Source organism: Pseudomonas sp. HC1(2025), from assembly GCF_058742075.1.
Map to the genome: position 1 here is coordinate 5497448 of NZ_CP196017.1, position 19626 is coordinate 5517073.

17 protein-coding genes are annotated in these 19626 nt (G+C 62.7%); 8 read left to right on the top strand and 9 right to left on the bottom strand.

Translation table 11 applies throughout. From position 1 onward, the window contains the following. The first annotated feature begins 108 nt into the window (after positions 1–108). On the top strand, positions 109–588 hold the full coding sequence (gene coaD, locus ACSSVH_RS24790; RefSeq protein ID WP_003176711.1) for a pantetheine-phosphate adenylyltransferase: 480 nt from the start codon (positions 109–111) through the stop codon (positions 586–588). Between the two features lie 103 nt (positions 589–691). Then, the gene (locus tag ACSSVH_RS24795; RefSeq protein ID WP_003213796.1) at positions 692–943 is read left to right on the top strand and encodes a YfhL family 4Fe-4S dicluster ferredoxin; all 252 of its coding nucleotides are present in this window, start codon (positions 692–694) and stop codon (positions 941–943) included. 124 nt (positions 944–1067) lie between these two features. Here ACSSVH_RS24795 and mutM read toward each other — a convergent pair whose 3' ends face one another. Together mutM and ACSSVH_RS24805 are read right to left on the bottom strand one after the other, a co-directional pair. After that, the gene (mutM, locus tag ACSSVH_RS24800; RefSeq protein ID WP_057440389.1) at positions 1068–1880 is read right to left on the bottom strand and encodes a bifunctional DNA-formamidopyrimidine glycosylase/DNA-(apurinic or apyrimidinic site) lyase; all 813 of its coding nucleotides are present in this window, start codon (positions 1878–1880) and stop codon (positions 1068–1070) included. A 21-nt stretch (positions 1881–1901) separates the two neighbouring features. Next, entirely contained in the window at positions 1902–2714 is an 813-nt protein-coding gene (locus ACSSVH_RS24805) for an HDOD domain-containing protein (RefSeq protein ID WP_492634735.1), read from the bottom strand. Positions 2715–3010: 296 nt separating this feature from the next. On the opposite strand from ACSSVH_RS24805, the gene ACSSVH_RS24810 reads away from it, so the two are divergent. From ACSSVH_RS24810 to ilvD, 3 genes are all read left to right on the top strand, one after another. Next, positions 3011–4207, top strand: a complete 1197-nt coding sequence (locus tag ACSSVH_RS24810; RefSeq protein ID WP_492633846.1) for a class I SAM-dependent rRNA methyltransferase — start codon at positions 3011–3013, stop codon at positions 4205–4207. A 246-nt stretch (positions 4208–4453) separates the two neighbouring features. Continuing rightward, positions 4454–5653 carry an MFS transporter gene (locus tag ACSSVH_RS24815; RefSeq protein ID WP_492633847.1) on the top strand — a complete coding sequence of 400 codons (1200 nt, stop codon included), beginning with the start codon at positions 4454–4456 and terminating at the stop codon, positions 5651–5653. Between the two features lie 229 nt (positions 5654–5882). Next, on the top strand, positions 5883–7724 hold the full coding sequence (gene ilvD, locus ACSSVH_RS24820; RefSeq protein ID WP_492633848.1) for a dihydroxy-acid dehydratase: 1842 nt from the start codon (positions 5883–5885) through the stop codon (positions 7722–7724). 168 nt (positions 7725–7892) lie between these two features. Here ilvD and ACSSVH_RS24825 read toward each other — a convergent pair whose 3' ends face one another. After that, positions 7893–8951, bottom strand: coding sequence for an HAD family hydrolase (locus ACSSVH_RS24825; RefSeq protein ID WP_492633849.1), 1059 nt, complete (start codon positions 8949–8951; stop codon positions 7893–7895). A gap of 242 nt (positions 8952–9193) precedes the next feature. On the opposite strand from ACSSVH_RS24825, the gene ACSSVH_RS24830 reads away from it, so the two are divergent. After that, positions 9194–10585 carry an L-cystine transporter gene (locus tag ACSSVH_RS24830; protein WP_169954951.1) on the top strand — a complete coding sequence of 464 codons (1392 nt, stop codon included), beginning with the start codon at positions 9194–9196 and terminating at the stop codon, positions 10583–10585. Between the two features lie 67 nt (positions 10586–10652). Here ACSSVH_RS24830 and ACSSVH_RS24835 read toward each other — a convergent pair whose 3' ends face one another. Further along, entirely contained in the window at positions 10653–11165 is a 513-nt protein-coding gene (locus tag ACSSVH_RS24835) for a dihydrofolate reductase (protein WP_169954952.1), read from the bottom strand. 69 nt (positions 11166–11234) lie between these two features. Here ACSSVH_RS24835 and ACSSVH_RS24840 point away from each other — a divergent pair, with 69 nt between their 5' ends. Together ACSSVH_RS24840 and ACSSVH_RS24845 are read left to right on the top strand one after the other, a co-directional pair. Next, entirely contained in the window at positions 11235–12614 is a 1380-nt protein-coding gene (locus ACSSVH_RS24840; protein WP_432754746.1) for a DUF2868 domain-containing protein, read from the top strand. Next, positions 12607–13974 (top strand): DUF3482 domain-containing protein, encoded by a 1368-nt coding sequence (locus ACSSVH_RS24845; RefSeq protein ID WP_169954954.1) that lies wholly within the window; start codon positions 12607–12609, stop codon positions 13972–13974. The genes ACSSVH_RS24840 and ACSSVH_RS24845 overlap by 8 nt, the downstream gene beginning before the upstream one ends. On the opposite strand, the gene ACSSVH_RS24850 is transcribed toward ACSSVH_RS24845, so the two are convergent. From ACSSVH_RS24850 to ACSSVH_RS24870, 5 genes are all read right to left on the bottom strand, one after another. Then, the gene (locus ACSSVH_RS24850) at positions 13971–14525 is read right to left on the bottom strand and encodes a phosphonate degradation HD-domain oxygenase (protein ID WP_492633850.1); all 555 of its coding nucleotides are present in this window, start codon (positions 14523–14525) and stop codon (positions 13971–13973) included. The two genes, ACSSVH_RS24845 and ACSSVH_RS24850, sit on opposite strands and share 4 nt — an antisense overlap. A gap of 141 nt (positions 14526–14666) precedes the next feature. After that, on the bottom strand, positions 14667–15692 hold the full coding sequence (locus tag ACSSVH_RS24855) for a putative 2-aminoethylphosphonate ABC transporter substrate-binding protein (protein WP_057440401.1): 1026 nt from the start codon (positions 15690–15692) through the stop codon (positions 14667–14669). 26 nt (positions 15693–15718) lie between these two features. Continuing rightward, on the bottom strand, positions 15719–17443 hold the full coding sequence (locus ACSSVH_RS24860) for a putative 2-aminoethylphosphonate ABC transporter permease subunit (protein WP_170057574.1): 1725 nt from the start codon (positions 17441–17443) through the stop codon (positions 15719–15721). A gap of 1 nt (position 17444) precedes the next feature. Next, positions 17445–18509, bottom strand: coding sequence for a putative 2-aminoethylphosphonate ABC transporter ATP-binding protein (locus tag ACSSVH_RS24865; protein ID WP_492633851.1), 1065 nt, complete (start codon positions 18507–18509; stop codon positions 17445–17447). A gap of 237 nt (positions 18510–18746) precedes the next feature. Beyond that, entirely contained in the window at positions 18747–19610 is an 864-nt protein-coding gene (locus ACSSVH_RS24870) for a LysR substrate-binding domain-containing protein (RefSeq protein ID WP_169954959.1), read from the bottom strand. Between the last annotated feature and the right edge of the window lie 16 nt (positions 19611–19626).

Genomic DNA, 19626 nt, shown 5'->3' on the forward strand with positions numbered 1-19626 from the left:
CAGGTATTCGCGGTGTCTATAGTGCTTTCTTCTGAATAAGTTGACTTGGCCGACCGGGATGGCTGCGATACCATCCGGTTCCCCAACGGACTCCGCCAGGACGACGCGATGAACCGAGTGTTGTACCCAGGTACCTTCGACCCGATTACCAAAGGCCATGGCGATCTGGTCGAACGCGCCTCGCGCTTGTTCGACCATGTGATCATCGCGGTCGCGGCCAGCCCCAAGAAAAACCCGCTGTTTCCCCTGGAACAGCGCGTGGAGCTGGCCCGCGAGGTCACCAAGCACCTGCCCAACGTTGAAGTGGTGGGCTTTTCGACGCTGCTGGCGCACTTTGCCAAGGAACAGAACGCCAATGTGTTCCTGCGTGGCCTGCGGGCGGTGTCGGACTTCGAATATGAATTCCAGCTGGCCAATATGAACCGCCAACTGGCGCCGGACGTAGAGAGCCTGTTTCTTACGCCGTCGGAGCGTTACTCGTTCATTTCCTCGACCCTGGTGCGGGAAATCGCTGCATTGGGTGGGGATATCACCAAGTTTGTGCACCCTGCGGTCGCCGATGCGCTGACGCTGCGCTTCAAGAAGTAAGACCGCTCGACCGGCGCCCGCTCGCACTGCGGGCGCCAATGCGGCACAATTGCGCGCATTAGTTTTTCAGATGCCTTGGCAGAGCGCCCTGGCAGGAGTTTCCATGTCCCTGATCATCACCGACGATTGCATCAACTGCGACGTCTGCGAACCCGAGTGCCCGAACGCTGCCATTTCCCAGGGTGAAGAGATCTACGTGATCGACCCCAACCTGTGCACCCAGTGTGTCGGCCACTACGACGAACCCCAGTGCCAGCAAGTATGCCCGGTCGATTGCATCCCGCTGGATGAGGCGCACCCTGAGACTGAAGAGCAGTTGATGGAGAAGTACCGGTTGATTACCGGCAAGGCCTGAGACCTTGTGGTGGCTGGGAGGGCCTCATCGCGGGCAAGCCCGCTCCCACATTTTGACTTGTGAACACCTTCAAATGTGGGAGCTAGCTTGCCTGCGATGAGGCCATTCGCAGCACCCGCGAACCTCAGCTCTGGCACTTGGGGCAAAACACACTCGCCCGCTGCCCCAGCATCACATTGCGCAACTCACTGCCGCAGACCTTGCACGCCTCGCCCCCACGCCCGTAGACAAACAGTTCCTGCTGGAAATACCCCGGCTGCCCATCGCCACCGATAAAGTCGCGCAATGTCGTACCGCCGCGCTCGATGGCGGCCGCGAGGATGCGTTTGATCTCGATCGCCAGCTTCAGGTAACGCCCACGGGAAATGCCCTTGGCCTCCCGGCGCGGGTCGATCCCGGCGGCAAACAGCGCCTCGGTCGCGTAGATATTGCCCACCCCCACCACCACCGCGTTGTCCATGATGAACGGCTTGACCGCCATCGAGCGCCCACGGGACAGCTGAAACAGGCGCTCACCGTCGAACAGGTCAGTCAACGGCTCCGGCCCCAGGCGCAACAGCAGTTCGTGGTTGTGCGGGTCCTGGCTCCAGAGCATCGCGCCAAAGCGCCGGGGGTCGGTGTAGCGCAAGGCCAGGCCCGACTCCAGCTCGATATCCACATGCTCGTGCTTGGCCGCCGGCAGGCCGACTTCCACCAGGCGCAGGTTGCCCGACATGCCCAAGTGGCTGATCAAGGTGCCGACTTCGGCGTTGATCAGCAGGTACTTGGCCCGCCGCTCCACCAGCACGATGCGCTGCCCGGACAGCCGCACATCGAGGTCTTCGGGGATCGGCCAGCGCAGGCGCCGTTCACGCACCACCACGCGGCTGACCCGCTGGCCTTCCAGGTGCGGCGCAATTCCGCGCCGGGTGGTTTCGACTTCTGGCAGCTCAGGCATATTCGTCTCGCGATAGAAAGGTTAGTGCGCGCCCAGCTCGCGGATCGACAACTTCAGGCTCTCGAAGTCGTAGTCCGACAGGCCCACGTAATCCAGCACCAGGTGGCCGATGCTGTCCCATTCATGGTCCACCGTCTGGTTGCCCAGCACCCGATAGGACGCACAAATGTGCTCGGCCATCTTCAGGATCGCCAGCAGGTTTTTCAGCGGGCTGTTGCGCGCCGACTCATCGCTGAAAATCGCCAGGGCGTTGTGGTGGTTGGCGATGGCGTTGGTCACATGCTCCGGCAGGCGCCAGGACTTGGCGGTGTAGTAGCCCACCACCGCGTGGTTGGTGTGGAACGCACGGTTCTCGGTGTCGACCACCCGGCAATAGGGCCCTGCCTTGGCGTAGGAGTCTTCCAGCACGCTCATGTAGTCCGGGAAACGCTTGAGCATCAGCGGCACACCACAATCGTGGAACAGCCCCAGGGCATAAGCTTCGTCCACCGCCTGGGAGCCGGTGCGCTTGGCCAGGGTCAGGCAGGTCATCGCCACATCCTGGGCGGTGTCCCAAAACCGGTTGAGGGTGACGATGGTGTCGTCGCTCATCTCGCCCTTGATCGACTGGGCGTTGATCAGGTTGACGATCGAGCGGCTGCCCAACAGGTTCACCGCGCGCTGGATCGAGGCAATCTTGTTGCTCAGGCCGTAATACGGCGAGTTGACGATTTTCAGCAGCGAGCCGGACAGGCCGGGGTCCTGGGAGATCAGCCGCGCAATCACCTCCAGGTCCGGATCGGGCATGTATTGCTCCATCTGCAAATCCACCATGATTTGCGGTTGGGGCGGCACGCTGATGCCTTGCAGGGCCTGTTGGATCTGTTCGGCGGAAAGCTCTTGGGACATAAATACACACTCTAGGCTAGGGGGCGATTCTAACCCCGATGGGAACCTGACCGACACCTCAAAAGCCGGATTGGAAACCGGAGCAAAATGTGGGAGCTGGCTTGCCTGCGATGGCATCGCTGCGGTGCGACAGACAGACCGAGTCGCCTGGATCGCAGGCAAGCCAGCTCCCACATGTCCGGCGGCGCGGCCAACAACGACACAACACGGTATACTCCCGCTCTTTTTTCCGGAGCGACGTCATGTCCCTGCCAAGCCTGCGTCTCAAAGCCAACGCCGATCGTCGTTTGCGCAACGGCCACCTGTGGGTCTACAGCAACGAAATCGATGTGGCCGCCACCCCACTCCACGGCTTCCAGGCAGGCGACCAGGCCATCCTCGAAGCGGCCGGTGGCAAGACCCTGGGCATCGTGGCCATGAGCCCAAACAACCTGATCTGCGCGCGCCTGCTGTCGCGCGACATCAAGTTGCCATTGGACAAGTCGCTGCTGGTGCACCGCCTCAACGTCGCCCTGTCCCTGCGCGACCGCTTGTTCGACAAGCCGTTCTACCGCCTGGTCTACGGCGACTCCGACCTGTTGCCGGGCCTGGTGGTCGACCGTTTCGGCGATATCCTGGTGGTGCAGATCGCCTCGGCGACCATGGAAACCCATAAAGAAGACGTGATCGCCGCACTGACCCAAGTGCTCAAGCCCAGCGGCATCCTGTTCAAGAACGATTCCGCCGCGCGCGACGCCGAAGGCCTCAACCGCTACGTCGAAACCGTGTTCGGCCTGGTGCCAGAGTGGGTTGCCCTGGAAGAAAACGGCGTGCAATTCGAAGCCCCGGTGATCCAGGGCCAGAAGACCGGCTGGTTCTACGACCACCGCATGAACCGTGCACGCCTGGCCCCGTATGCCAAAGGCAAGCGCGTTCTCGACCTGTACAGCTACATCGGCGGCTGGGGCGTGCAAGCTGCCGCGTTCGGCGCCAGTGAAGTGTTCTGCGTCGACGCCTCGGCTTTCGCCCTTGATGGCGTAGAGCGCAACGCCGCGTTGAACGGTGTTGCCGAGAAAATGACCTGCATCGAAGGCGACGTGTTCGAAGCCCTCAAAGAATTGAAAGCCAGCGAAGAACGCTTCGACGTGATCGTCGCCGACCCACCGGCCTTCATCAAACGCAAAAAAGACATGAAGAATGGCGAGGGCGCCTACCGCCGCCTGAACGAGCAAGCCATGCGCCTGCTCAGCAAGGACGGCATCCTGGTCAGCGCCTCGTGCTCCATGCACCTGCCTGAAGACGACCTGCAAAACATCCTGCTGACCAGCGCCCGCCATCTGGACCGCAATATCCAGATGCTCGAACGTGGCGGCCAGGGCCCGGACCACCCGGTGCACCCGGCGATTGCCGAGACGCGCTACATCAAGAGCATCACGTGCCGGTTGCTGCCCAATAGCTAAGTAACACGCAGATCAAAGGTGGGAGTGGGCTTGCTCGCGATAGCGGTGTATCAGTTACAGATTTTTAATCTGTTACACCGCTATCGCAGGCAAGCCAGCTCCCACCTTTTTTTGTGCAGTGTCAGAAAGATTTTCCTACCGTCGCAAGCCATACGCCCTCAGGAAATTTCCCTCGACGATTTTGATTGAATTCCACTTTTTGCAGACTAGTATCGGTTTCTGGCTTCACTGCGGAAAACAAAAACAATGTCTGATTCCACCTGCTCGCCCGTCCTCGATGGCCCAGCCAAACGCCAGTATCTTTCCCGCTTCATCCTCATCACCTGCATTTCCCTGATCAGTTTCTTCCCGATCAATATCCTGCTGCCTTCATTTCCGGCCCTCGCCGCCAGGTTCGACACGCCCAGCGCCAATGTCGCGCTGTCTATCAGCCTGTTTACCCTGGTCTTTTCGGTCTCCCAACTGATCGCCGGCCCACTCTCGGATAAATGGGGGCGCAAGGAAGTCCTGCTTGGCTGCATCACACTGTCGATCCTGGGGGCGATAGGCTGCACGCTGGCACAGGATTACCTGACCTTCCTGCTGTTTCGCAGCGTGCAGGCCATGGGCTGTGGCTTCTTCGTGCTGGGCCACGCCCTGGTGGAAGACCTGTTCGACGAACAGGACCGGGCTCGCGTGCGCCTGTATTACATGACCCTGAGCGGCTCGTTCGTCGCCCTTTCGCCGCTGATCGGCTCCTGGCTGCAAACCACCTTTGACTGGCAAGGCAGCTTCTACGGGTTCGCGGTGATGGCATTGGGCATGCTGATCCATGCGCTGTGCATCCTGCCCACCAAGTCCGCCAGCCCCCATCGCGCATCGGTGTCGATCATCGCCACCTTGAAAGCCGTGGCCGGCAACCGGGACTTCCTGCGCTACTGGTGGATCGCCGCACTGGTGTTCGCCTGCTACTTTGCCTTGATCAGCGTCACACCCCTGATGTTCATGGATGGGCTGAAACTGTCCGAATACCAGTACGCCCTGGTGCTGATGGTCTACGGCGTGGCCTATCTGCTGGGCGGCGTGGCGGCCTCGTTTCTGCAAAAACGCATCTCGCTGGCCCGGCAAATCAATATCGGCCTGGGGTTACTGCTGGTGGCCGGTGTGCTACTGATGCTGATTGTCAGCCTTGACGCCATCACCACCATAACCCTGCTGATCCCGATGCTGATCAGCGCCCTGGCCGTGACCCTGGTGCGCCCGGCGGCCATTTCGGCGGCGATGCTGCTGTTCTCAAGCAGCGCGGGCACGGCCGCCTCGGCGGGCAACAGCATCATGTTCCTGACGGCCGCCATCAGCAGCGCAGCCCTTGCGCAAACCGGAACGCATTTGCTGATGACCATTGCCGCAAGCTTTATCGTCTTCAGCCTCTGGGGCTGGCTGACAAATACGAGGGTCGGGCGATAAAGCCCCGGGACATGCTTCTCGCCATTCCCTCCCGACGCCAGCGGTGTAGAATCGACCCTATTCATCGCCAGTCATCCCCCGGCGGGTTTATGAGCTCAAGGCCAATGCGCACGGCGATCCCGTAACGTTTGCGGCAACTTCCGGACACACGGCCATTTTTCGGGTGCTCCAGACGTCAATAGAAGCTCACTCCCCTATTTAGTACCTGATTAGCCGCCCGGAGTGCTCCATGCCAGATTACCGCTCGAAAACATCCACCCATGGCCGCAACATGGCCGGCGCCCGCGCACTGTGGCGTGCCACGGGGATGAAAGATGACGACTTCAAGAAGCCGATCATCGCGATTGCCAACTCGTTCACCCAGTTCGTACCGGGCCACGTCCACCTCAAGGACCTGGGCCAACTGGTCGCCCGCGAGATCGAACGTGCTGGCGGCGTAGCAAAAGAATTCAACACCATTGCCGTGGATGATGGCATCGCCATGGGCCATGACGGCATGCTGTATTCCCTGCCGAGCCGCGAGATCATCGCCGACTCCGTGGAGTACATGGTCAACGCCCACTGCGCCGACGCCATCGTCTGCATCTCCAACTGCGACAAGATCACCCCCGGCATGCTGATGGCATCCCTGCGCCTGAACATCCCGGTGATCTTCGTCTCCGGCGGTCCGATGGAAGCCGGCAAGACCAAACTCGCCTCCCACGGCCTGGACCTGGTGGACGCCATGGTCATCGCCGCCGATTCCAGCGCTTCTGACGAGAAAGTCGCGGAATACGAGCGTAGCGCCTGCCCGACCTGCGGTTCGTGCTCCGGCATGTTCACCGCCAACTCGATGAACTGCCTGGTGGAAGCCCTGGGCCTGGCCTTGCCGGGCAACGGTTCGACACTGGCCACCCACAGCGACCGCGAGCAGCTGTTCCTGCAGGCCGGCCGCAACATCGTCGAACTGTGCAAGCGTTACTACACCGACAACGACGAGTCGGTATTGCCACGCAATATCGCCAACTTCAAGGCGTTCGAAAACGCCATGACCCTGGATATCGCCATGGGCGGTTCCACCAACACCATCCTGCACTTGCTGGCCGCAGCGCAAGAAGCCGAGATCGACTTCGACCTGCGCGACATCGACCGCCTGTCCCGGCATGTGCCGCAGTTGTGCAAGGTCGCGCCGAACATCCAGAAGTACCACATGGAAGACGTGCACCGCGCCGGCGGGATCTTCTCGATCCTAGGCTCCCTGGCCCGTGGCGGCCTGCTGCACACCGACCTGCCGACCGTGCACAGCACGTCCATGGCCGAGGGCATCGCCAAGTGGGATATCACCCAGACTGACGACGAAGCCGTGCACACCTTCTTCAAGGCCGGCCCGGCCGGCATCCCGACCCAGACGGCCTTCAGCCAGTCGACCCGTTGGGACACCCTGGACGACGACCGTGAAAACGGCTGCATCCGCAGTGTCGAACACGCGTACTCGCAAGAAGGCGGCCTGGCCGTGCTCTACGGCAACATCGCCCTCGACGGCTGTGTGGTGAAGACCGCTGGCGTGGATGAGTCGATCCACGTGTTCGAGGGTCGCGCCAAGATCTACGAAAGCCAGGACAGCTCGGTGCGCGGCATCCTCGCCGACGAAGTGAAAGAAGGCGACATCGTGATCATCCGCTACGAAGGCCCGAAAGGCGGCCCGGGTATGCAGGAAATGCTCTACCCGACCTCGTACCTGAAATCCAAGGGCCTGGGCAAAGCCTGTGCGCTGCTGACCGACGGGCGCTTCTCGGGCGGCACTTCGGGCCTGTCCATCGGCCATGCTTCGCCAGAAGCCGCTGCCGGTGGCGCGATTGGCCTGGTGCAGGATGGCGACAAGGTGCTGATCGACATTCCGAACCGCTCGATCAACCTGTTGATCAGCGACGAAGAACTGGCCGCACGCCGGGTCGAGCAGGACAAGAAAGGCTGGAAACCGGTGGAGAAGCGTCCGCGCAAAGTCACCACCGCCCTCAAGGCCTACGCCCTGCTGGCCACCAGTGCCGACAAGGGTGCGGTGCGTAACAAGGCCATGCTCGACGGCCTGTAAGCCCCGCCCATAAAAATGCCCCGCCACGTGCGGGGCATTTTTTTGCCTGCCTGAATTGCCAAACCACAGGAGATCAAATGTAGGAGCTGGCTTGCCGGCGATCCAGGCGACCCGGTCTACCTGCCACACCGCAGTGATGCTATCGCAGGCAAGCCAGTTCCCACAGGGTTACTGGATTTCATCGGGCTTGACGATCACCCAGTTCTTGTCCGCCGTCACCGCCAGCCCTTCCTTGGCCTGGGCCGCAGCATGCTTGGCCATCATGCCGTTGAGCTGGGTCATGTACTTGTCCTTGCGGTTGATCCACAAGTGGATGCCGCCTTTGGCCACGTCCACATCGTGAAACAGCATGTAGCCGTCGCTGGTAGGGGTGTCGCCGCCGACCAGTAGCGGTTTTTTCCACTCGTCGATGTAGGTGAGGATCGCCGCATGCTTGCCGGCCATCCAGGTCGCCGGGGTCCACAGGTAGGGGGTCAGTTCCAGGCTGAGGTTGGCCTTTTCATCGTATTTGCCGGCGCTGATCTGCTTGCGGGCAGTGGTCAGCTCGCCAGTCTTGCGGTCCTTGAGCAACAGGCTGACCCCGATGACATTCTGCGGCTTGACGTTGTAGCCGTACTTCGGATCGGAGGCGACCATGCGCACCAGCTCTTCAGAGGCGGCGGTCATCACGTACACGTCGATGCCGTTTTCCATCAGTTTGTTGTACAGCTCGGTCTGGCCGGTGAAGATTTTCGGCGGTTGCACCTCCATGTTCTTCACCACATCGCCTTCAAAGTAGGTGACCGGCACCGGCTTGCCGGAGGCCATCAACTCATCCACGTAACCCTTGAGTTCCTTGAGGGTAAAGCCTGAAAACACCTGGGCGACCCACGGGTAGCAGACCATGTCGTCCACTTCGCACAGGCGATAGTAGTAACTGAACAGACTTTCCTTGTGCTCGGCGGTGTCTTTGAACGGCATAAGCTTGAGCGATGGATCGAGACTGTCGCGGGTGATCAGGCCCTTGTTTTCCATGTACGGCAACAGCGACTCTTCGAGGTCGAAGCGGTAGCTGGTGTTGTCCATGTCGAACACCGCGTAATTGCCCTTGTTGGCGTTGGCCGCAATCATTTCATTGAGTTGCTTGGCGGCGGGTGCCGGCCAGTGCTTCAACTCGGTGGCGGCCATGACCTGGCTGGCAAGCCCCAGGCATAGCGCGGCGGCAAACAGTCTCGACGTGAGCTTCATGTGCGTTTTCTCCCTGAGTGAAAGACATCGACGCTAACAAATCCGTGTGACCGTTCCCGGCACCAGCACGACCGTCTGCGTCCTGAAACCGCCACCGGCATATGTCAGGGCGCCAGGCCCTTATTCCAAAAACGACAGTAGCCATTCCATAAAGGTATTAAATCAATATATTTCAAGCTGTTAGGCTTTCCGGTTCGCAGTCGCACGCTCAGGCGACTGGCAGCCATTTACTTGGAGCTTCAATGAATCTGCCGCTGATTCTCAATCTGCTGGTGTTCCTGGCCTTATTGCTAGGCCTGGCCCAAACCCGTCGCACCCACTGGAGCCTGGCCAAGAAGGTCCTGCTGGCCCTGGTGCTCGGGGTGGTGTTTGGTGTGGTCCTGCACACCATCTACGGCGCCGGCCATCCGGTGCTCAAGGCCTCGATCAGTTGGTTCGACCTGGTGGGCAATGGTTATGTGCAGCTGTTGCAAATGATCGTGATCCCGCTGGTGTTCGCCTCGATCCTCAGCGCCGTGGCCCGCCTGCATAACGCCGCGTCCCTGGGCAAGATCAGCTTCCTGACCATCGGCACGCTGCTGTTCACCACCGCCATTGCGGCGCTGATCGGTATCGGCCTGACCAACCTGTTCGGCCTCACCGCCGAAGGCCTGGTGGCCGGCACCCAGGAACTGGCACGCCTGCAGGTGATCCAGAGTGACTACGCAGGCAAGGTCGCCGACCTGAATATCCCGCAGTTGCTGCTGTCGTTCATCCCGCAGAACCCGTTTGCCGACCTGGCCCGGGCCAAGCCGACGTCGATTATCAGTGTGGTGATCTTCGCTGCGTTCCTGGGGGTTGCCGCGCTGCAACTGCTCAAGGACGACGTGGAAAAAGGCCAGAAGGTGCTGAACGCCATCGACACCCTGCAAGCCTGGGTGATGCGCCTGGTGCGCCTGGTGATGAAGCTGACTCCTTACGGGGTGCTGGCGCTGATGACCAAAGTGGTCGCCAGTTCCAACCTGCAAGACATCATCAAGCTCGGCAGCTTTGTGCTGGTGTCCTACCTGGCGCTGGGGCTGATGTTTGTGGTCCACGGCCTGCTGCTGTCGCTGGCCGGGATCAACCCGCTGCGCTTCTTTCGCAAAGTATGGCCGGTGCTGACTTTTGCCTTCACCAGCCGCTCCAGCGCGGCGAGCATCCCGCTGAGCATCGAGGCGCAGACCCGCCGCCTGGGCATCCCGCAGTCCATCGCCAGCTTCGCCGCCTCGTTCGGCGCGACGATTGGCCAGAACGGCTGTGCCGGCCTGTATCCGGCGATGCTGGCCGTGATGGTGGCGCCGACCGTGGGCATCAACCCGCTGGACCCACTGTGGATCGCAACATTGGTGGCGATTGTGACCTTGAGTTCAGCCGGCGTGGCCGGTGTGGGCGGCGGTGCGACGTTTGCCGCGCTGATCGTGCTACCGGCCATGGGCTTGCCGGTGGCGTTGGTGGCGTTGCTGATTTCCGTGGAGCCGCTGATCGACATGGGCCGCACGGCGTTGAACGTGAATGGTTCGATGACCGCCGGGGCGATTACCAGCCAGATCATGCAGCAGACCGATAAAGAGCTGCTCAATGCCGATGAGCATGCTGAGTTGGCGCAGGCCTGATAGAGCGCTATCGCCGGCAAGCCGGCTCCTACACGGTCCTGTAGGAGCCGGCTTGCCGGCGATGCTTTTAGGCCTTTTCCCAGACTTCGAAGTTGTACGCCGGCTTGTCGCCTTCTGCCGGATTCTGCACATTCGACACCAGCGTCCACCGGTTCAAGTCAAACTCCGGAAACCACGCATCCCCCTGCGGGCTCAACGCAACCCGCGTCAGATACAGGCGATCCGCCTGCTCCAGCCCCTGCGCATACAGTTGCGCGCCGCCGATCAGCATCAGCTCGTCCACGCCCTGCTCCAGCGCCCAGGCCTCGGCTCGCTCAATTGCCGCATCGAGGGACGGAAAAACTTCCGCACCTTCGAGCACCAGATCGGTCTGACGGCTGACCACTATGTTCAAGCGACCCGGCAACGGTCGACCCAGGGAGTCCCAGGTCTTGCGCCCCATAATGATCGGCTTGCCCAGGGTGGTGGCCTTGAAATATTTGAAATCCCCCGGCAAATGCCAGGGCATGCTGTTGTCGACGCCGATCACGCGGTTTTCACCGAGGGCTGCGATCAGGCTTAAAGGGAGAGTTTTTTTCATGGCGACGAGAATACCAGAGGCGCGGGCCAGCGGTTATGCTCCAGGCTCACTGACACAACAGGACGGCGCGTGACTGCTCTGAACCCCCTGCACACACTCTGGCTGACGGAAACCGTGCGCCTGCGTGAAGAACACGCTGGCCCCCTGGAAGACCAGGAAGCCAATCGCCTGGCCCGCAGCCACGGCGGCGACCTGCCGACGCGCATTCAAAACCGCGCGTTGTGGCTGGCCGAGCGTGACGGCCTGCACGCCGCCCTGCTCCACTGGCTGCAAGGCGCACGCCTGGCGCTGATCGTGCTGATGGTGCTGGCCATCGTCAGCGGCGCTGGCCTGGCCTTCGCCGCCCTGGGCAACGGCCTGGCCCCGGTCAATGTGTTCTGGGCCCTGGGCAGCCTGCTGGGCTTGAACCTGATCCTGCTGCTGAGCTGGGCCCTGGGCCTGCTGTTTGCCGGCGAACACAGCGCCAGCCTCGGCCGCCTGTGGTTGTGGCTCAGCGAAAAACTCGCCCGCGATGCCAAGGCCGCGCAACTGGCGCCAGCGCTGTTGTTGCTGCTGCAACGCCATAAGCTCAACCGCTGGGCGGTGGGTGTGCTGGTCAATGGCCTGTGGCTGCTGGCACTGTGCAGCGCGCTGGTGATCCTGCTGACGCTGATGGCCACCCGGCGCTACGGGTTTGTCTGGGAAACCACCATCCTTGGCGCCGACACCTTTGTCAGCGTGACCCAGGCCCTGGGCAGCCTGCCCGCGCTGCTCGGTTTCAGCGTACCCAGCGTGGAGATGATCCGCGCCAGCGGCGATTCGGCGCTGAATATCGAGAGCGCCCGCCAGGCCTGGGCTGCGTGGCTGGTAGGGGTGTTGCTGGTTTATGGCTTGCTGCCAAGGCTGATCCTCGCCGTACTGTGCCTATGGCGCTGGAAACGCGGGCGCGCAGCCCTGGGCCTGGACCTCAACCTGCCCGGCTACAGCCACTTGCGCGAAGCCTTGATGCCCAGCAGCGAACGCCTTGGCGTCAACGATGCCGCGCCGCCGCAGTTGCACCACGTCAGCGGCGGTGCCAGCGACCTGCACAGCGATGGCGCCCTGCTGGTGGCCATCGAACTGGACGACCAGCGCCCCTGGCCGCCCAAGTTGCCGGCCACGGTCAAGGACGCCGGCATCCTCGATAGCCGCGAATCGCGCCACAAACTACTGGAGCAACTGACCCGCTTCCCGCCGGCACGCCTGCTGATCGCCTGCGACCCACGCCGCTCGCCGGATCGCGGCAGCCTCGCGCTGATCGGCGAGCTGGCCCGCAGCGCCAGCGCTACCCGCGTCTGGCTGCTGCAAGCACCACCGGGCCAGGCGCTGGATGCCGAGCGCCTCGGCGATTGGCACAGCGCGTTGCAGCAACTGGACTTGCCCTTCGCCGATTGCGCGCCGCTCACCTGGCTGGAGACCGGTCATGACTAAACCCCTGAAACTGGCGGTGGTCGGCCACACCAACGTCGGCAAGACCTCGCTGCTGCGCACCCTGACCCGAGACGTGGGCTTTGGCGAAGTGTCCCACCGCCCCAGCACCACCCGGCATGTCGAAGGTGCACGCTTGTCGGTCGACGGCGAAGCCTTGCTGGAGTTGTACGACACCCCAGGCCTGGAAGATGCCATCGCCCTGCTCGACTACCTCGAACGCCTCGACCGCCCCGGTGAACGCCTGGATGGCCCGGCGCGCCTGGCGCGTTTCCTCGAAGGCAGCGAAGCCCGCCAGCGCTTTGAGCAGGAGGCCAAGGTCTTGCGTCAGTTGCTGGCGTCCGACGCCGGCCTGTACGTGATTGACGCCCGGGAGCCGGTGCTGGCCAAGTACCGCGACGAGCTGCAAGTGCTAGCCAGTTGCGGCAAACCGCTGCTGCCGGTGCTCAACTTTGTCAGCAGCGCCGAACACCGCGAGCCGGACTGGCGTGAAGCCCTGGCCCGCCTGGGCCTGCACGCGCTGGTGCGCTTTGACAGCGTGGCGCCCCCCGAGGATGGCGAGCGGCGGTTGTATGAAAGCCTCGCCCTGTTGCTGGAAAGCTCGCGACCACAGTTGGAACGGCTGATCCTCGACCAGGAAGCCCAGCGCCAGGCGCGCCAGCTAAGCGCCGCGCGCCTGATCGCCGAGCTGCTGATCGACTGCGCCGCGTGCCGGCGCAGCGTGGTCACCGAGGATGAACAGCAAGCCATCAGCGATCTGCGCAAGGCCGTGCGCCAGCGCGAACAACGTTGCGTCGAGGCCCTGCTCAAACTCTACGGCTTCCGCCCGCAAGACGCTGCAGCCAGCGACCTGCCGTTGCTGGACGGGCGTTGGGGTGATGATTTGTTCAACCCCGAAACCCTCAAGCAACTGGGGGTGCGGGTCGGCGGCGGGATTGCCGCGGGGGCCGCAGCCGGGGCCGGTGTGGATTTGCTGGTGGGCGGCCTGACCCTGGGCGCAGCCGCCCTGGCCGGGGCGATTGCCGGCGGCGCGCTGCAAACCGCGCGCAGCTACGGCAGCCGTCTGCTGGGCAAGATCAAGGGCCAGCGCGAACTGACCGTGGATGACAGCGTGTTGCGCCTGTTGGCCCTGCGCCAGCGCCAGTTGCTCAAGGCCCTGAACCTGCGCGGGCATGCGGCGCTGCACAGCATCAAGGTCGACACCCCGCAGGACAAGAGCTGGCGCGAAGGCAAACTGCCCGACGCCTTGCACAAGGCGCGCGCCCATCCGCAATGGTCATCGCTCAACCCTCACCCAAGGTTGAGCCAGGCCGAGCGCCAGGAACAGATCGAGGCCCTGGCCCAACGCCTGGACGAGGCCTAGGCCGCCAGCAGTTGCCGGGCCTTGGCCTTCAACACCTCAAGGTCGAGCAGCGGCACGTGCATTTCCTTGGCCTGTTCATCCCAGTGGCGCATGCGCAGGCTCACCGCGCACAGCGGGTCCTGCTCGAACGCGCGGGCCTCGTCGGCCGTCATCACCCCGCCCTGGTAACCCAGGGTGCGGCGGCTGGCCTCGCTCAAGCGTGCGTAATAGTCCGGCCGGCTGAAGGTCAGGTAACGCTTGGCCTGCACGTGATACTCCACCAGTTTCGCCAGGCGCTCGCTGAACCCGGCGCGCCGCAAGTAATCGGCGCCCAGGCGTTCGTGGCTGACCACGCCGTAGCCACCCATGTTCGCGCCACCCTGGCCGCAGATATGTCCGATGTCGTGAAAGAACGCCGCCAGCACCACTTCATCGTCGAAGCCTTCGGCCATGGCCAGTTGCGCGGCCTGGGACATATGCTCGATCTGCGACACCGGCTCGCCGATATAATCGGCAGCGCCATGCTGTTCATACAGAGCAAAGACCTCGGCGACTACCTGCTCAGCTTTCATTAGGCCTCTCCCCAGAATTAAGTGATGTAGCGAATTGCAGACCGCTATCGCCGGCAAGCCAGCTCCTACAGGGTGAATTGTGAACACCTTCAAATGTGGGAGCTGGCTTGCCGGCGATAAGGCCATCAGCCCCAACGAATATTATTGACCTGCCACTTTCTCCGACTTGCCGTCATAGCGCTTGCGCCATTCAGCCAGGATGTTGTCACGGTTCTTCGAGGCCCAGGCAAAGTCGTTCTTGATCAGGCGCTGCTCATAGTCCGCCGGCAATTCGGTCTGCGGCTTGGCAATGCCCGGCTGGGCCAGCACCGCGAAGTTTTCCTTGTACAGCTCCATCGCTGCGGGGCTGGCGGAGAAGTCGGCGAGTTTCTGCGCTGCTTCCGGGTGGGCCGTACCCTTGATCACCGCAGTGGCTTCGATATCCCAGCCCAGGCCTTCCTTGGGCAAGACGATGTCCAGCGGCGCGCCCTGGCGTTTCAACTGCACCGCCGGGTATTCGAAGGAAATGCCGATCGGGAACTCACCCGAAGCCGCCAGCTTGCACGGCTTGGAACCGGAGTGCACGTACTGGCCGATGTTCTGGTGCAGGTCATCCATGTACTGCCAGCCCTGCTTCTCACCGAAAGTCTGCAACCAGGCGCTGACGTCGAGAAAACCGGTGCCGGACGACGCCGGGTTAGGCATGACGATCTTGCCCTTGTACTCGGGCTTGGTCAGGTCCTGCCAGCTGATGGGTTTGCTCAGGCCCTGTTTCTCGGCTTCGACGGTGTTGAAGCAGATCGTCGCGGCCCACACGTCCATGCCGACCCAGGCCGGTGGGTTGGCGGCATCGCGGTAGTTCTTGCCAATCTTGTCCAGATCCTTTGGCGCATAGCTTTGCAGCATGCCTTGCTGATCGAGGATCGCCAGGCTGGAAGCCGCCAGGCCCCACACCGCATCGGCTTGCGGGCGGGCTTTTTCTGCCAGCAGCTTGGCGGTGATGATCCCGGTGGAGTCGCGCACCCACTTGATCTCGACGTCCGGGTTGGCCGCCTCGAAGGCTTTTTTGTAGGTCTTCAACTGCTCGGCTTCAAGGGCCGTGTACACGGTCAACTCGGTCTTGGCAGCAAAGGCATTCAGGCTGAACGCGGTGAGCACAGCAGCGGCGAGGGCCAGGGGCTTGAACATGGTGCGTTTCCTTGTGGGGGGCAGAGTTATTGACCGGGCGCGGTTTGGCGCCAGGCCTGGGAGCGGCGCAACAAACCGCGTGAGGCCCACGCCAGCAGCAGCGAGACGCTGGCTGAGGTGAACAGAATCAGGGTCGACATGGCCGCCGCGCCGCCTACGTTGCCGGCGTCGTCCATGTTCAGCACGGCCACTGCGGCGAGGATGGTGTCGGGGCTGTAGAGAAAGATCGCGGCTGATACGGTGGTCATCGCCGAGACAAACAGGTAGCGCAGGATGTCCAACAGCGCCGGCAGGCAGATCGGTACGGTCACCCGCAAAAAGTGGCGGTACAGCGGCGCCTTGAGCGACAGCGCGGCGGCTTCGAACTCGGCGTCGAGTTGGCGCAGGGCCGTGGTGGCGGTCATTTGCGCGGTGGTCAAATAGTGAGCAATGGTGCACACCACCAGCAGCGTCATGGTCCCGTAGAGCACATGCAGCGGGTTGCCGTTGAGGTTGAAAAAGAACACGTAGCCCAGGCCCAGCACCAGGCCCGGCACCGCCATCGGCACAAAGCTGAGCATGCGCAGCGCCAGGTTGAGGCCTTTTTGCCCCTTGGTCTTTTCCATCAGATAAGCGCCGGTGAAGATCAGTACGCTGCCGATCAGTGCGGTGCAGATCGCCATGGTCAGGCTGTTGCGATAGGCCAGCCAGCCGCCGCCGGCGGTGTCATTGAACTGGTAGTGGTTGAGCGACAGCGACAGGTTGTACGGCCAGAACTTCACCAGCGACGAATACACCGCCATGCCGAACACCAACAGCAGCACCGCGCAGATCAGCAGCACAATCGCCAGGTAGCAGCCATCACGCAGGCGCGATGGCGCCGGCTGGAACACCTGGGCGCGGCCGCTCATGGAGTCGCCGTGGCGCCGGCGCAGCCAGGTATCCACCGCAAAACTGAGCAGCGCCGGCAACAGCAGCACCATGCCGATCAGGGCACCACGACCGAATTGCTGCTGGCCGACCACGGCCTTGTAGGCTTCCAGCGCCAGCACTTGATAGTCGCCGCCCACCACCACCGGCACGCCGAAGTCGGTGATGGTCAGGGTGAACACCAGGCAGAACGCGGCGAACACCGCCTGGCGTGTCGCCGGCCAGGTGATGCTGCGAAACGCCCGGGCCGGGCTGGCGCCCATGCTTGAGGCGGCATCGAACAGCCGCGCGTCCGCCAGGGACAACGCCGACAGCAGGATCATCAGCGCGTGGGGAAAGGTGTAGATCACTTCACCGAGGACAATCCCCCAGAAGCCGTAGATGTTGTCTGACAGCAACCCGCGCAACATGCCCTGGTTGCCGAACAGGTACACCAGGGCGATGCCCGGCAACATCGACGGCGCCATCAGCGGCAGCAACGACAGGCCGCGCCAGAGGGTCTTGCCGGGAATCAGCGTGCGTTGCAGGGCGTAGGCAAACAGGTAGGCCAGGGGTACGACAATGATCGCGACGCTCAGGGAAACCTTCAGGCTATTGCCCAGCAACCAATGGAAGTTGGCGCTGGTCAGCAACTCGCGCGCGGCCACCAGGCCGCCGCCCTGGCCGTCTTCGGCGCTGAAACCGCGCCAGAAGATCGCCAGCAACGGCAGCAGCACGGCGACGCCCAACAGGCACAGCAACAGCAGCTTGCCGCCCAGAACAAAGATGCGGTCGCCGATTTGCGCACGGGAAGCCTGGCGGGCCACGCGGCCGGGTACCGGCAGGCTCATATCAACGGCCATCTCAGGCAAACACCTGCAGGCTGCGCGGTGGCAGTGCCACCCAGATGTCCTGGGCGCCCAGGCGCGGCATGGCTTCCGGCGCCAGTTCGGCCAGCAGCGGATGGCCGGGCAACTGGTCCAGTTCAAAGCTCATGCGGCAACGGTTGCCGAGGAAGGTGATCTCGCGGACCTTGGCCGGGAACAGGTTTTCTTCGTGTACCGGCGGGTTGACGCTGATCGCCTCCGGCCGGCAGAACAGGCGGCCCGACGCGGCTTTGCCGCAGTCATCGGCCAGGCGCACGTTCATCCCGCCGACCTGGGCGTGGCTGGCGCTGTTGCGGCTGAACGGCAGCCAGTTGCCCTGACCGACAAACTCGGCCACGAACGGCGTGGCCGGGCGGTCGTAGATTTCTTGCGGGGTGGCGTACTGCTCGACCTTGCCGTTGTTCATCACGGCGATGCGGTCGGCCATCAGCATGGCCTCGTCCTGGTTGTGCGTGACCATCAGGGTGGTGATGCCCAGGCGGCGTTGCAGTTGGCGCAGCTCGGTACACAGGTGCTCGCGCACCCGGGCATCGAGGGCCGACATCGGTTCGTCCAGCAGCAACAACGACGGGGCCGGCGCCAGGGCACGGGCCAGGGCGACGCGCTGTTGCTGGCCGCCGGACAGTTGGCCGGGGTATTTTTTTTCGCTGCCGGTCAGGCCCACCAGTTCCAGCATCTGCGCCACGCGCTTGCGCACTTCATCGCGACCGCTGCCGGTCAGGCCGTAGCCGATGTTGGCCTCGACGCTGAGATTGGGAAACAGCGCGTAGGACTGGAACAGAATGCCGTAGTCCCGCGCCTGGGGTGCCAGTAGGGAAACGTCGCGATCACCCAGGTACAACTCGCCGCTGTCCTGGCGTTCCAGGCCGGCGATGCAGCGCAGCAAGGTGGTCTTGCCGCAGCCCGAAGGGCCGAGCAGGCACACCAGTTCACCGGCGGCGACGTCCAGGGACACATGGTCCAGGGCAGTAAAGGCGCCAAAGCGCTTCTGGATACCACGCACCTTCATCGGCGCGCCGGGGTTGAGCTGGGCTGTGTTCATGGTGGCACCTCATCAAACTGATGAAGGCCATGCTAGGCAGCAAATGCGTCCCTGGTGTGGCAGGAAGGCAAAAGCGGGTGATAGTGGTATTGGTGGATTTGGGTAGAGGTATAGCCTTGGGGTGTTTGGTCTACCGCTATCGCAGGCAAGCCAGCTCCCACATTTGAATGTATTCACAGATCAAAATGTGGGAGCTGGCTTGCCTGCGACGGCGATTTCAAAACCATCAAAAATCTTTCAGAGTGGCGACATTTCCTGCGCCAACCCCAGAAAAGCCGCCGGCAACCGCGCACCTTTGCGCTCTTTAAGGCAGTACAGGTACTCGGGAATCTGCGGCGCATTCTCGATGGTCAGCACTCGCAGTTGCGGGTCATGGGGCACTTCCTGGCGGGCGATGATACTGATGCCGATGTTGCGCAGCACCGCCTCGCGAATCGATTCGCGGCTGCCGATTTCCAGCAGCGGCCCATAACTCACGCCAGCGCCCTTGAGCATCTCTTCAGTCAGGCGCCGGGTGGTGGACCCTGCCTCGCGCATCAACAGGGTATGCCCCGCCAGCGCACTGAGCGGCACATGCTCCAGCACGGCCAACGGGTGATTGCGATGCACCGCCAGTACCAGTGGATCGGTGCCCAGCACCCGGCGGATCAGGCGCGGGTCGTCCAGCAGTTGCGAGGAGGCGGCGACGTCCACCCGGTAATCATCCAGGGCTTCGAGGACCTGCTGGGAATTGCCGATTTCCACCGCCACTTCCACGTGGGGCAAGCGCTCACGAAAGGTTTTCACCAGGTCGAGGATGTAATAGGGCGCGGTCGCGGCGATCCGCAACGTGCCCTGGACCTGGCCACTGTTGCGCAGGAAAAACTCGATATCCGCTTCCTGTTGCAACAGCGCCTTGACCATCGGCATCAACCGCGCGCCTTCGTCGCTGACGGTGAGGCGGCGGCCACCGCGGTAGAACAGCTCAACTGCGTACTGGCTTTCCAGATGGCGGATCTGGGTGGTCACCGTGGGTTGGCTCAGGCCGAGTTTTTTCGCCGCCTGGGTAATACTGCCCAGGCGGGCAACCATGTAAAACGCCTTCAACTCGGCACTCAGCACACCACCCTCTCATCGA

What these genes read in the sequence shown, in the direction of transcription:
- coaD (WP_003176711.1), top strand. Translation starts at nt 109, where the DNA reads ATGAACCGAGTGTTGTACCCAGGTACCTTCGACCCGATTACCAAAGGC.
- ACSSVH_RS24860 (WP_170057574.1), bottom strand. Translation starts at nt 17,443, where the DNA reads ATGGCCGTTGATATGAGCCTGCCGGTACCCGGCCGCGTGGCCCGCCAG.
- ACSSVH_RS24835 (WP_169954952.1), bottom strand. Translation starts at nt 11,165, where the DNA reads ATGAAAAAAACTCTCCCTTTAAGCCTGATCGCAGCCCTCGGTGAAAAC.
- ACSSVH_RS24830 (WP_169954951.1), top strand. Translation starts at nt 9,194, where the DNA reads ATGAATCTGCCGCTGATTCTCAATCTGCTGGTGTTCCTGGCCTTATTG.
- ACSSVH_RS24865 (WP_492633851.1), bottom strand. Translation starts at nt 18,509, where the DNA reads ATGAACACAGCCCAGCTCAACCCCGGCGCGCCGATGAAGGTGCGTGGT.
- mutM (WP_057440389.1), bottom strand. Translation starts at nt 1,880, where the DNA reads ATGCCTGAGCTGCCAGAAGTCGAAACCACCCGGCGCGGAATTGCGCCG.
- ACSSVH_RS24850 (WP_492633850.1), bottom strand. Translation starts at nt 14,525, where the DNA reads ATGAAAGCTGAGCAGGTAGTCGCCGAGGTCTTTGCTCTGTATGAACAG.
- ACSSVH_RS24815 (WP_492633847.1), top strand. Translation starts at nt 4,454, where the DNA reads ATGTCTGATTCCACCTGCTCGCCCGTCCTCGATGGCCCAGCCAAACGC.
- ACSSVH_RS24855 (WP_057440401.1), bottom strand. Translation starts at nt 15,692, where the DNA reads ATGTTCAAGCCCCTGGCCCTCGCCGCTGCTGTGCTCACCGCGTTCAGC.
- ACSSVH_RS24810 (WP_492633846.1), top strand. Translation starts at nt 3,011, where the DNA reads ATGTCCCTGCCAAGCCTGCGTCTCAAAGCCAACGCCGATCGTCGTTTG.
- ilvD (WP_492633848.1), top strand. Translation starts at nt 5,883, where the DNA reads ATGCCAGATTACCGCTCGAAAACATCCACCCATGGCCGCAACATGGCC.
- ACSSVH_RS24825 (WP_492633849.1), bottom strand. Translation starts at nt 8,951, where the DNA reads ATGAAGCTCACGTCGAGACTGTTTGCCGCCGCGCTATGCCTGGGGCTT.
- ACSSVH_RS24845 (WP_169954954.1), top strand. Translation starts at nt 12,607, where the DNA reads ATGACTAAACCCCTGAAACTGGCGGTGGTCGGCCACACCAACGTCGGC.
- ACSSVH_RS24795 (WP_003213796.1), top strand. Translation starts at nt 692, where the DNA reads ATGTCCCTGATCATCACCGACGATTGCATCAACTGCGACGTCTGCGAA.